At 64.9% G+C, this 12,283-nt stretch carries 8 protein-coding genes; 6 read left to right on the top strand and 2 right to left on the bottom strand.

All coding sequences use genetic code 11. The features are described from left to right. Positions 1 to 50 precede the first annotated feature (50 nt). Both hemL and thiD read right to left on the bottom strand, forming a co-directional pair. Positions 51 to 1,352: a glutamate-1-semialdehyde 2,1-aminomutase gene (gene hemL / locus F9K07_RS23995; RefSeq protein ID WP_159595804.1), complete on the bottom strand. Its 1,302-nt coding sequence runs from the start codon at positions 1,350 to 1,352 to the stop codon at positions 51 to 53. Positions 1,353 to 1,369: 17 nt separating this feature from the next. Then, positions 1,370 to 2,314: a bifunctional hydroxymethylpyrimidine kinase/phosphomethylpyrimidine kinase gene (gene thiD, locus F9K07_RS23990; RefSeq protein ID WP_159595803.1), complete on the bottom strand. Its 945-nt coding sequence runs from the start codon at positions 2,312 to 2,314 to the stop codon at positions 1,370 to 1,372. Between the two features lie 163 nt (positions 2,315 to 2,477). Here thiD and F9K07_RS23985 point away from each other — a divergent pair, with 163 nt between their 5' ends. From F9K07_RS23985 to F9K07_RS23960, 6 genes are all read left to right on the top strand, one after another. Then, positions 2,478 to 2,651 (top strand): rubredoxin, encoded by a 174-nt coding sequence (locus tag F9K07_RS23985; protein ID WP_159595802.1) that lies wholly within the window; start codon positions 2,478 to 2,480, stop codon positions 2,649 to 2,651. Positions 2,652 to 2,755: 104 nt separating this feature from the next. Further along, positions 2,756 to 3,151 carry a response regulator gene (locus F9K07_RS23980; RefSeq protein ID WP_442907345.1) on the top strand — a complete coding sequence of 132 codons (396 nt, stop codon included), beginning with the start codon at positions 2,756 to 2,758 and terminating at the stop codon, positions 3,149 to 3,151. Then, on the top strand, positions 3,151 to 3,516 hold the full coding sequence (locus F9K07_RS23975) for a response regulator (RefSeq protein WP_159595801.1): 366 nt from the start codon (positions 3,151 to 3,153) through the stop codon (positions 3,514 to 3,516). Before F9K07_RS23980 ends, F9K07_RS23975 begins: the two co-directional genes overlap by 1 nt. Positions 3,517 to 3,545: 29 nt before the next feature. Further along, positions 3,546 to 4,079 (top strand): chemotaxis protein CheW, encoded by a 534-nt coding sequence (locus F9K07_RS23970; RefSeq protein ID WP_159595800.1) that lies wholly within the window; start codon positions 3,546 to 3,548, stop codon positions 4,077 to 4,079. A gap of 78 nt (positions 4,080 to 4,157) precedes the next feature. Beyond that, positions 4,158 to 6,410 carry a methyl-accepting chemotaxis protein gene (locus tag F9K07_RS23965; protein WP_159595799.1) on the top strand — a complete coding sequence of 751 codons (2,253 nt, stop codon included), beginning with the start codon at positions 4,158 to 4,160 and terminating at the stop codon, positions 6,408 to 6,410. Positions 6,411 to 6,454: 44 nt separating this feature from the next. Then, positions 6,455 to 12,274 (top strand): hybrid sensor histidine kinase/response regulator, encoded by a 5,820-nt coding sequence (locus F9K07_RS23960; RefSeq protein ID WP_159595798.1) that lies wholly within the window; start codon positions 6,455 to 6,457, stop codon positions 12,272 to 12,274. Positions 12,275 to 12,283 lie beyond the last annotated feature (9 nt).

The raw sequence follows: 12,283 nt of genomic DNA, 5'->3' as shown, positions 1-12,283 counted from the left end.
TGGCTTTGCGCAGATGGGGCGCTTCGCTGGTGACCTGCCCTCTGGTTTCGTTAGAGCTGCTTGAACACGTCGCGTGCTGCCGCCACGGTTTCTTCGATGTCTTGCGCCGTGTGCGCCGCGCTCACGAAACCGGCTTCGTACAAGGCCGGCGCGATGTAGACGCCGCGGTCGAGCAGGCCGTGGAACAGCTTGTTGAAGCGCGGGCCATCGGTGGTCATCACCTTGGCGTAGTTCTGCGGCAGCTCGTCGAACAGGAAGAAGCCGAACATGCCACCTTCGCTGTCACCACACAGCGCAACACCTTCGGCCGCGGCGGCGGACTTCAGGCCGTCGACCAGCGAGCGTGTGGTGGCCGACAGCGCCTCGTAAAAACCGGGCTTGCGGATTTCGCGCAAGGTCGCCAGGCCGCAGGCCGTGGCCACCGGGTTGCCCGACAAGGTGCCCGCCTGGTACACGCTGCCCAGCGGGGCGAGCTGCTCCATCACCGCGCGCTTGGCGCCGAACGCGGCCAATGGCATGCCGCCACCGATCACCTTGCCCATCACCGTCATGTCGGGCTCGAAGCCGGGGATCAGCTTCGCGTAAACGCTTTGCGCGCTGCCCAGCGCCACGCGGAAACCGGTCATCACCTCATCGAAGGCGAGCAAGGCGCCGTGCTGTGTGCACAGCTCACGGCAGCGCTTCATGAAGGGCGCGCTGGCGCGCACGAAGTTCATGTTGCCCGCGATCGGTTCGATGATCAGGCAGGCCACGTCCGCGCCGTGCTCGGCGAATGCCGCCTCCAGCTGTGCGATGTGGTTGTACTCGAGCACGAGCGTGTGCTGAACCACCTCGGGCGGCACGCCAGCGCTGGTCGGATTGCCGAACGTCGCCAGGCCCGAGCCCGCCTTCACCAACAGCGCATCTGCGTGGCCGTGGTAACAGCCCTCGAACTTGATGATCTTCTTGCGACCCGTGGCGCCGCGCGCCAGACGGATCGTGCTCATGCCCGCTTCGGTGCCGGAACTGACCAGCCGCACCATGTCGATGCTGGGCACCAGTTCGATGATCGCCTCGGCCAGCTCCACTTCGCGCTCGGTGGGTGCCCCGTAGGAAAAGCCTTCCAGCACCGCCTGCTGCACCGCTTCGACCACAGCCGGATGCCCATGGCCCAGGATCATGGGACCCCAGGAGCCGATGTAGTCGATGTAACGCTGGCCGTTCGCATCCCAGAAGTACGCGCCTTGCGCGCGCTGCACGAAACGGGGCGTGCCACCGACGGCGCGGAAGGCGCGAACGGGCGAGTTCACGCCGCCGGGAATCAGCGCCTTGGCGCGGTCGAACAGGAGTTGGTTGCGGTCGAGGGAGGTCATGGGGCGCAGAGCGTCGGTCAGTGTCGTGTGGTGTCCAGGGGAAAGTCGTCTGCGTCGAGCATGCTGTCGGTGGCGGACTCGCTCGACGCTGCGTCTTCGCCTTCGTCGTCATCCTCGTGCGCCCAGAAGAGGCGATCGGGCACCGCATGGCCCATGCCGGGCTGGAAGCCCGCGTTCAGGCACTGGTCCAGGTACGTCAGCGCTTCGGCGCACGCCGACTGCAAGTCGCTGCCGCCTGCGATCAAGGCACACAGCGCGGCCGAGAGCGTATCGCCGGCACCGGCGAAGGTGGCTTCGAAGCGTTCGTAGCGGGCCGTGGCCAGCACCGTCTCCGGTGTGGTCAGATGGCTCTCCAGGAATTGGTCGGACGCATTGAAGCCGGTGACCAGTGTGTACGGCACGCCATGCACGGAAGCGGCGCGGGCCACTTCGCGGGGGCTGGGGGGGCGGTCGCCCTCCCACTCGGGCAACAGCCAGCGGGACAGGGTGCTGTGGTTGCCGACCAGAACGGTGGTTTGCGGCAGCAGCAGTTCGGTGCACGCATCCAGGTAGCTCTCGATCGCCAGCTCGTCCCACCAGGACAAATCCGGCATGTACAGGATCACGGGCACCTCGGTGTAGTCGGTGGTGATCTCGGCAATGGCGCTCAGGTTCTCGGGGCTGCCCACGAAGCCGACCTTGAAGGCCTGCACGGGAATGTCTTCCAGCGCGCAACGGGCCTGATCGGCCACCGCCTCTTCATCGAATGCGATGTGGTCGTGGATGTTGGAGGTGTCGCGCACATAGGCCCCGGTGACGACCGCGAGCACATGGGCCGAAGCGCTCGACATGGCGGCGATGTCCGCGCTCAAGCCCCCGGCGCCACTCGGATCGTTGGCGTTGAAAGTCAATACGCAGGGCAGCGCGTCCTCGCCGGGACTCTCGACCGAGGTGCGCGCGGAAGATTCGGGTGTGTCGGGCATGAAAGTCGATGGGGATGGGGGTTGCGCAACAGTCCTTGGGACAGAGTCGAAGCGCGGTGCGCGACGGTATCGACAGCCGGTGCCGCTGGCTTGCGGAGCGGCGCAGTGTGGCGTAGATGGGTCGATACAATGGTTGCATTCTAAGACAATGCCCCCTATAAGTATGAGCGAACCGAAGACTTGGATGTGCCTGATTTGCGGCTGGATTTACGACGAAGCCGAGGGTGCTCCCGATCACGGTGTCGCGCCGGGAACCCCCTGGGCCGAAGTGCCCATGAACTGGACCTGTCCGGAATGCGGGGCTCGCAAGGAGGACTTCGAGATGGTGCAGATCTGAGTCCGTTCGGATTGCGCCTGATCGCATTGCGAGTCCGCCTCCCGTTTTTCCTGTTCCCCATTTTCGCTGCCCCTGGCCCGTCAACGTTCTGGAGTTAGTGAATCGTGAGCACAACGCCTGCACTCAAAGTCCTGGTGGTCGACGACAGCAACACCATACGCCGCAGTGCCGAGATCTTTCTCAAGCAGGGTGGGCACGAAGTGCTTCTGGCCGACGACGGGTTCGACGCGCTTGCGAAGATCAACGATTACCAGCCCGACCTGGTGTTCTGCGACATCCTCATGCCAAGGCTCGATGGCTACCAGACCTGCGCGATCATCAAGCGCAATGCGCGCTTTGCCAATATTCCCGTGGTGATGCTCTCGTCGAAGGACGGCGTTTTTGACAAGGCGCGTGGCCGCATGGTGGGCTCGCAGGACTACCTCACCAAACCTTTCACCAAAGACCAGCTGCTGCAAGCCGTGCAACAGTTTGGCGCCAACCTAACTGGAGCCGTGTGATGGCCATCCGAAAGATTCTCGTCGTTGACGACTCGAAAACCGAGCTGATGGTTTTGTCCGATCTTTTGGGCAAAAACGGCTACATCGTCGACACCGCAGAGAATGCGGACGAGGCCTTTCGTCGCCTTGCCGGGGAAAAGCCGGACTTGATCCTCATGGATGTCGTGATGCCCGGCCAGAATGGTTTTCAGCTCACACGGGCCATCACGAAAGACCCTCAGTTCTCCAGCATCCCGATCATCATGTGCACCAGCAAGAATCTGGAGACCGACCGCGTTTGGGGGATGCGCCAAGGGGCCCGCGACTACGTCACCAAACCCGTGGACGCCCAGGAGCTGTTGTCGAAGATTCGGGCACTGGGATAACCGCCGTCCATTAAGCGGATCCACCGAGCATGGCAAAACGTCAATCACTCAAGGAGCTCCAGGAACGATTGGCGCAGCGCTTGACGGCCGCTAAAACCGAGGCCGTCACGGCGACCTGGCTCGCGATAGAGGCCAATGGTTGCCGCTACCTTCTCCCGCTGGTGCAGTCGGGTGAAATCTTTCCCTGGTCTGCGGTGCAGCGCGTGCCGTATACCAAGCCTTGGTATGCAGGCGTTGCCGGTTTGCGTGGGGGGCTGTACGGCGTGATCGATCTCGCGTGTCTGGTGGGATCTGCCGCCTCCACCCCGCCGCCTGCCGAACGGGTCACCTCCGAGTCGCGCCTGGTCAGCCTGCACGCGGCCTTCAGCGTCAATGCCGTGATCTGGATCGATCGCCTGCTGGGCTTGCGCAACCTTTCGATGTTTGCCTCCGCGGGGAGCAATCCTGACGGGGCACCGTCCTATTTCACCCGCACGCTGGTCGACCTGCAGGGCCAGGTGTGGCAAGAGTTGGATTTGCAGGCGCTTGTGGTCGAACCCGAGTTCCTCGCCATTGCCGCTTGACGGTTGATCTGCGGGCCGCCTGTGGCCCGCTCTCTTGTCGTTCTGTTGTCATTCTGTTTTCAGTTGGAAGGTTATTACATGGCCATGCTTGATCGATTTCAGGGACTCTTCAAGAAGTCTGCCAGCGACGAACCCGATCTTTCCAACGCAACCGACCAGGACGTGGCCGAACTGGCCGCCGCAAGGTTGCAGCCCCATGCGATCGCGGACGGTGGTATGGCCACCCCGATGCAGGATGACAACGATGGCAGCGTCGAGGAGGCCGGGTTTGTGTCGCTGCCGCTGCTGGGGCGGCGTCGTGCAGATCAGCACCAACGCACCTTGGCGGTGTTGTTGGCCGCGGGCCTGGTGGTGTTGGGCGCGGTGACCTTTTTTGTGCTGAGCCAAACCGAGAAGGTCGGTCAGCAGGTGGCGGCCAGTGGCCAGGCGCTGATGCAGTCGCAACGCTTGGCCAAGAGCGTGTCGCAGGCGCTGATAGGCAGCACCGCGGCTTTTCCCGAGGTCAAGGAGAGTTCGGACGTAATGGCCCGGACCGTGCGCGGCCTCCAGCAGGGCGACGATGAGATGTCGCTCAGCGCCCTGGGCGCCGACTACGCCGGCCAGCTGGACGCGTTGATGCCCAAGGTGGAACTGGCCGAACGCAGCGCTGCGGCGGTGTTGGCCCAGCAAAGCATCCTGACCCAGGTGGGCAACGCCTTGCGCTCGATCAACCGCCAGTCGTCCGATCTGCTCGAAGTCGCGGAAACCATTTCTTCGCTGAAGCTCCAGCAGAACGCGCCGGCCACCGAAGTATCCGCTGCAGGTCAGCTCGTCATGTTGACGCAGCGCATCGGCAAATCGGCCAATGAGTTCCTGACCATGGAAGGCGTGAGCCCGGAAGCGGTGTTCCTGCTGGGCAGGGACCTGAACACATTCAAGGAAATTTCCGAAGGCTTGCTCAAGGGCAGCGAGGAACTGCGCCTGGCTCCCGCACGCGACCCTCAGATCCGCGACCGACTGGAGGCCCTGCTCAAGCTGTACGAGGCCACCCGGGTCGAAGCGGGCGCGATTCTGGGCAACCTGCAGGGCCTGGTGTCTGCGCGCGAGGCGCAATCCGCCATCATCTCGGACAGCGAGCCGCTTCGGCTGGGCTTGGAGCAACTGCAGAGCAGCCTGTCGTCGCGTTCGGGACTCGGTGGCGGTGAGTTCCTGGCGCTCCTTCTGACAGCGGTATTTGCCCTGCTGTGTGCTGCGGGCCTGGCCTATGTGCAATTGCAAGACAGCCGCCAGCGCCAACGGACCGCCGAGTCCCAGCGCGTCAACGCCGAAGCCCAGGAGCAGGATGCCAAGCGCGTCAACGACGCCAACCAGGCCGCCATTCTTCGCCTGATGAACGAACTGCAGACCGTGGCCGAAGGCGACCTGACGCAGGAGGCGACGGTGACGGAAGACATCACCGGTGCCATCGCCGACTCGGTGAACTACACGGTGGAAGAGTTGCGCTCGCTGGTGGGCAACGTGCAGGCCACGGCAACGCGTGTGGCGCAGACGACGTCGGCGGTGGAAAACACGTCCACCGAACTGCTGGCTGCATCCACCGAGCAATTGCGCGAGATTCGCGAAACCGGCCAATCGGTGCTGGACATGGCGCAGCGCATCAACGAGGTGTCCGGTCAAGCACAGGAATCCGCCACGGTGGCGCGGGCCTCGCTGCAGGCCGCCGAGTCGGGCCTGCAGGCGGTGCAAGACACCATCGGCGGTATGAACGCCATTCGCGACCAGATCCAGGAAACGTCCAAGCGCATCAAGCGGCTGGGTGAATCGTCTCAGGAAATTGGTGAAATCACGGAGCTGATTTCCGACATTACCGAGCAGACCAACGTGCTGGCACTCAACGCGGCCATCCAGGCGGCGTCCGCAGGTGAAGCCGGTCGAGGCTTCTCGGTGGTGGCTGAAGAAGTCCAGCGGCTGGCCGAACGCTCCGCCGATGCCACGCGGCAGATCTCGGCGCTCGTGAAGGCCATTCAAACCGATACGCAGGATGCGGTGGCCGCCATGGAGCGCTCCACGCAGGGTGTGGTCGAGGGGGCCAAGCTGTCGGACAACGCCGGTACGGCGCTGTCGGAGATCGACCGTGTGTCGCGCCGACTGGCCGAGCTGATCGAACAGATTTCCAGTGCCGCTTCGCGCGAGGCCGATTCGGCCAACGAGGTGGCGGGCAACATCCAGCACATTTTTGCGGTGACCGAGCAGACCGGCGAAGGTACGCGGTCGACTGCCCAGCAGGTGCGGGAGCTTTCCGCCATGGCCGAGGAGCTCCGTCAGTCGGTGGCCCGATTCAAGATCGCGTAGCGCAGGTCAGCGCCTGTCCGTCTGTGTAAACCCACTGGAAGAACATGTTCGACACTGCCACCGACTCCGACAGCCTGAATGTGGATATGCCGGTCGCCGACCTGGGCCCGCTGGCGTGGGTCTTCGAAGAGTTGCGCAAGTCGCTGGACGGCGCGAACAAGGCCATCAAGCGATTTGTCCGGGAGACCGAGCAGTCGCGCAACAACGATCTCGAAGCGGTCGATCCGGGGTCGTTGCGCCTGGCACGCCAACAGCTGCACCAGGCGGTGGGCGCGCTGGAAATGGTGGGCCTGGGTGCTCCTGCCCAGGTGCTGCGCGCCATGGAGGCCGCGGTCCAGCGTTTCGTTCAGCGCCCTCAGACGTGCACGGAAGAAGCCGTCGGCAAGGTGGAGCGTGCCAGCTTCGCGCTGATCGAATACCTTGAAGCGGTGCTGAGCAACAAGCCGATGCAGCCCGTGGCGTTGTTTTCGCAGTACCGCGACGTGCAGGAAGTCGCTGGAGCCGAGCGCATCCATCCCGCCGATCTCTGGACCTTCGAACACCGCGGTGTGGATCTCGCTGCGGCGGCGGGTGTGACGCCTCTGCAGTGCAACGCCGCCATCCGCTCGCTGTTCGATCGCCTGGTGTTGCTGGTGGTCAAGACCCAAAGCGTGGCTGCGGCCGGCCAGCTGGCCAAACTCAGCGCAGGTCTTTCGGCGGGAACGGACGACCCGCGCGCGCGCACCTTCTGGCGCGTGTCTGCCGGCTATTTCGAGGGTGTGGCGCATTCGCTGTTGCCGGCAGACGTGTATGTCAAACGCGCCACGTCGCGCATTCTGTTGCAGTTCGTCAATCTCGCGCAGGGCAAGCCGCAGGTCTCGGGGACCTTGCTGCACGATCTGCTGTTCTTCTGTGCGCAACCTGCCAACGTGTCGGCCGCGACAACGCCGCACCTTGCCGCCGTGCGCGAGGCTTTTGGCCTGGGCAAACTGCCTCCGGTGGATTACCAGAAGTCCACGTTGGGGCGCTATGACCCCGCGGTACTCGCGCAGGCCCGCAAGCGGATTCATACGGCCAAGGAGGCCTGGTCGCTGTATTCCGGTGGCGACAACAGCCGTGCCAGGCAAGTGGTGGAACAGTTCAGCTTGATTGGAGATTCGCTTCTCAAGCTGCATCCGGCGAGCACGGTGCTGGCGCAGGCCTTGATCAAGGCCTCCGATCAGGCGGTGCAGGAGGCGAGCGGGGGCGTGCGCCCCGAGCTCGCCATGGAAGTGGCGACCACGACCTTGTTCCTGGAGGCCTCCTTCGAAGATTTCGATCCCAGTGCACCCGAGTTCGCGCAGCGCACGCAAGCCCTGGCCGAGCGGCTGGAGTCCGTGCTGGCCGGGCAGCCCGCGCAGCCGCTGGATGCCTGGATGGAGCAACTCTATCGGCGGGTGAGCGATCGCCAGACCATGGGCAGCGTGGTGGGAGAGATCAAGGTCTCTCTGAGCGAAGTCGAAAAAACGCTCGATCAGTTCTTCCGCCATCCGCAGGAAAAGGCCGGCTTGCACTTGGCGGTGTCGCAATTGGCGCAGATGCGCGGTGTGCTTTCGGTGTTGGGGCTCGATCAGGCGGTACAGACGGTCGTGCGCATGCGCGCCGCGGTGGAGCAAATCCTCGACACGGAAGTCGACGAGGCGATGGCGCGCGAGGCGGGCACGTTCCAACAGCTGGGCAACAACCTCAGTGCGATGAGCTTTCTGGTGGACATGCTCAACTACCAGCCTGCATTGGCGAAGAAGCTGTTCGTTTTTGACGAAGAGAAGGGCGAACTGCTGCCGGTGATGGGGCGCGTTGCGAGCGCAGGCATGTTGCACCCGGCTTCCCGAGACGAGGCGCAAGCCATCAGCGATGGTGTGCAGCGTGTGGTCGAAGGCGCGCAGGACGGCCTCAGCCTGGTCGATCTGAGCGAGCAATTGGACTCTCTGGCCGATCAGGCCTCCCTGGCCGAGCAATCCGGCGTGGCCCGTGCCGCTCGAGAGGCCGCAGAGGCCGTGGTCAAGGACCATGCCTCGGTCGGCGCACAGGCGCTTGTGGGGCTTTCGGAAACGTCCAGCATCCTGCAGGTCGAGGAGCCGGTGGCTGCCGCCGAAGAAGACAACGACGAGGACGACCTGCTCGACATCTTCCTGGAGGAAGCCCGCGAGGTCGTGGGCAACGGGCTGGAGGCGGTGTCGCATCTGCAGGCGCAACCCAGCGACCTGGAGCATCTCACCACCCTGCGGCGTGCGTTCCACACGCTCAAGGGCAGTTCGCGCATGGTGGGCCTGGACGAGTTTGGCGATGCCGCCTGGGCCATGGAGCAGTTGCTCAACACCGTGCTGGCCGAGCAGCGTCCCGCCAGTCCGCCCTTGCTGGCGCTGGCGGCGGAGGCGATGAACGAGTTCGCGCTCTGGGTGGACGAGATCTCGGCGCGTGGTCCCTCGTCGAAGCGCTCGCAGCCTTTCCGTGCCAGTGCCGAAGCGTTGCGCGACCAGGGGCACTACCTGCCCTTGGTGCCGTCCGCGCTGGTGGCGGACGCCGCCCTGGCCGAACCGTCGCAAGCGCCAGTTCCCGAGGCTTCAACCGAAGCATTGGCTGCCGAAGACGTGGCGGCGCAAGATGTGGTCGAGTTTGCTCCCAAGGCTGAGAGCGAATGGGACATGCCGCCGCCGGAGGGCGTGGCGGGCGCGGAGCCCGCAGTCCTGTTGGCAGACATCGATTTTGGCAGCCTGGAGGTGCCGGTGGCGGCGCCGAGCGAACCGATCGCCGAGAGCGCTGCGCCGTTCGATGCCAGCGTGTCCTTGGACGTCGACGAAGTGGTGCCACCGGCGCCCGAGGTCGTTCAGGTCGATGAGATTCTCTTGCCAGAGCCAGAGCCAGAGCCAGAGCCAGAGCCCATGGCCGATCCGGTGTTCGACACCTCTCACGATGAGCAGACCCGTGTCATCGGCCCGCTGCGCATCGGTTTGAAGCTCTACAACGTCTACCTCAACGAGGCAGACGAGTGGTCGCGCCGGTTGAACACGGTGCTGACGGAATGGTCGCTCGAACGCCACGAGCCAATGCCCGATCAAGCCGAGGCATTGGCGCACTCGCTGGCAGGGAGTTCTGCCACGGTGGGTTTCGAATCGCTGTCGAACGTGTCCCGTGGGCTGGAGCATGCGCTGGCGTCGGTGGCCTCGCGTCAGCGCGGGGGCCGGCCTGCCACCGCTGACCAGGCGCAGCTGTTTGTCGATGCGTCCGAAGACATTCGCCGCTTGCTGCACCAGTTTGCGGCCGGCTTCCTGAAAGAGGCCCGCCCCGATCTGGTGGCTGCGCTGTACAGCGTGGTGCACGAGCCCGAGCCCGAAGCCGTGCCATCGCCGGTTCTGCCGCTGACCGGCTTCGAGGCACCGGCCCCCGTCGAGCATGCGCCCACCTTCACCGCGCCACACGCCGACACCGCCCGTGTGCACGAACGGGTGCAGGACATCGACGACGACATCGACGTGTACGACACGATTGACGTGGACCTGTTCCCCATCTTCGCGGAAGAGGCGCAGGAACTGATGCCGCAGTTGGGCAGTGCATTGCGCCAATGGGTCGCGCGCCCGGAGAACAGCAGCGCCCGCGCGGAAGTGCTGCGCAACCTGCACACGCTCAAAGGCAGCGCGCGCCTCGCAGGCGCCTTGCGGCTCGGCGAGTTGGCGCACCGCATGGAGACGACGGCCGAGCGGCTGGGTACCGACGTGCAGCGCAGTGCGGACATCGAACCGCTGCAGGCCGAGTTCGATGCGATCGCCGCGCGTTTTGAACAGCTGCGAAATGCCGATGGTCGCGAGGAAGACATGGTGCAAGTCGCACCCGAGCTCGTACCGGCGGCAGCCGATGCTGCGCCCCCGCCGACTTCCGTGGACGCGGCCACGCCGGTGCAGCCTGGAGCCGCCCCGGACCCAGCCGAGGGTGGTTTGTCGGGCTTGCCCATGCCGGTGGCGCCCTCGGTGGTGGCCGCGCGTGCGGGCGCTGCCGTGCGTGTGCGTCCCGAGTTGCTGGACCGCCTGGTCAACCAGGCCGGCGAGGTCATGACCACGCGCGCGCGCATGGAATCCGAACTGGTGACCTTGCGCGGTTCGCTCAAGGACCTCACGGGCAACCTGGACCGTTTGCGCGGTCAGTTGCGCGATATCGAACTGCAGGCCGAAACCCAGATGCAATCGCGTCTGGCCCAGGCCCGGGACGCCGATCAGTCCTTTGATCCGCTGGAGTTCGACCGTTTCACGCGGGTGCAGGAACTCACGCGCATGATGGCCGAGTCGGTCAACGACGTGGCCACGGTGCAGCGCAACCTGCAGCGCGCGGTGGAATCCACCGAAGACAGTCTGGTGGCACAAGCGCGCCAGACGCGCGAATTGCAGCGCGATCTGCTGCGCACGCGCATGGTCGAATTCGAAGGCATCTCCGAGCGCCTGTACCGTGTGGTGCGGCAGGCGTCCAAGGAAACCGGCAAACAGGTGCGCCTGGATATCACCGGCCATATCGACATGGACCGCGGCGTGCTGGACCGCATGACCGGCGCCTTCGAGCATTTGCTGCGCAACAGCGTGGTGCATGGCATCGAAACGCCCGAAAGACGCGTGGCACTGGGCAAGCCCGCGGAAGGGCAGATCGAAATCGTGCTCGGCCACGAGCTCAACGACGTGTCCATCGTGTTCGCCGACGACGGTGGTGGCCTGGACCTGGCGCGCTTGCGGGAGAAGGCACAGGCCCAAGGATTGACGCCGACCGGCGCGCAACTGAGCGACGAAGAGGCCTCGCAGTTGATCTTCGAAGCTGGCTTGAGCACCGCGCAGGAGGTGTCGGAGCTGGCGGGCCGTGGCATTGGCATGGACGTGGTGCGCAACGACGTGGTGGCATTGGGTGGTCGGATCGAGACCGCCACAGAGGCCGGGAAAGGCACGAGCTTCAAGCTGGTGCTGCCGCTGACCACGGCGGTCACGCAAGTGGTGATGCTGCGGGCTGGATCGCTCACGATGGGCGTACCCTCCAACCTCGTGGAGGTGGTACGGCGCCTGAGCCACGACGACCTCGCCAAGGCGTACGCCAGTGGTCACCTCAATGTGGCCGGTGAGGATGTGCCGTTCCACTGGGCCGGTGCGCTGCTGCAATCTTCCGCGCACTCGACAGAGGGTCAGGGCCGCACGCATCCGGTGGTGATTTTCCGAAGCGCGGCGCAGCGTGTGGCCATGCACGTGGACGAAGTGCTGGGCAACCAGGAAGTCGTGGTGAAGAACCTGGGGCCGCAGCTCTCGCGCTTGCCCGGCCTGGCAGGCATGTCGATATTGGCCTCGGGTGCCGTGGCCCTGATCTACAACCCGGTGGCCTTGTCGGCGGTGTACGGTGCGCTGGTGCCCGAATGGCTCGCCCGTCAGCAGGGTGCCGCGCCGGTCCAGGCGGTGGCGGGCGATGCGCCCCCTGTCGCCCAACCCGTCATTGAAGTCAACGCGGTGCCGCTGGTGTTGGTGGTCGACGATTCGATCACGGTGCGCCGCGTGACGCAGCGCCTGCTGCAGCGAGAAGGCTACCGTGTGACGCTGGCGGCCGATGGCTTGCAGGCGCTGGAGAAGCTGCAATCGGAACGTCCGACCGTGGTGCTGTCCGACATCGAAATGCCGCGCATGGACGGCTTCGATCTGGTGCGCAACATCCGCAACGACGCGCGCTTGTCCGACTTGCCGGTGATCATGATCACCTCGCGCATCGCGGAGAAGCACCGCGAGCACGCACGCGAGCTGGGCGTGGACCACTATCTGGGCAAGCCGTATTCGGAAGACGAATTGCTGGCGCTGATCGGGCACTACGCCAAGGCCGGTCTGGAGGCCTGATCTTCGCGG

This window comes from Hydrogenophaga sp. BPS33, from assembly GCF_009859475.1.
In the GTDB taxonomy this organism is placed as follows: Bacteria; Pseudomonadota; Gammaproteobacteria; order Burkholderiales; family Burkholderiaceae_C; genus Hydrogenophaga.
The sequence above is the reverse complement of the archived record's forward strand: the minus strand, read 5'-3'. Positions and strand labels throughout refer to the sequence as shown.

Coding starts and splice junctions, on each gene's coding strand:
- hemL (WP_159595804.1), bottom strand. CDS start 1,352: ATGACCTCCCTCGACCGCAACCAACTCCTGTTCGACCGCGCCAAGGCG.
- thiD (WP_159595803.1), bottom strand. CDS start 2,314: ATGCCCGACACACCCGAATCTTCCGCGCGCACCTCGGTCGAGAGTCCC.
- F9K07_RS23985 (WP_159595802.1), top strand. CDS start 2,478: ATGAGCGAACCGAAGACTTGGATGTGCCTGATTTGCGGCTGGATTTAC.
- F9K07_RS23975 (WP_159595801.1), top strand. CDS start 3,151: ATGGCCATCCGAAAGATTCTCGTCGTTGACGACTCGAAAACCGAGCTG.
- F9K07_RS23970 (WP_159595800.1), top strand. CDS start 3,546: ATGGCAAAACGTCAATCACTCAAGGAGCTCCAGGAACGATTGGCGCAG.
- F9K07_RS23965 (WP_159595799.1), top strand. CDS start 4,158: ATGGCCATGCTTGATCGATTTCAGGGACTCTTCAAGAAGTCTGCCAGC.
- F9K07_RS23960 (WP_159595798.1), top strand. CDS start 6,455: ATGTTCGACACTGCCACCGACTCCGACAGCCTGAATGTGGATATGCCG.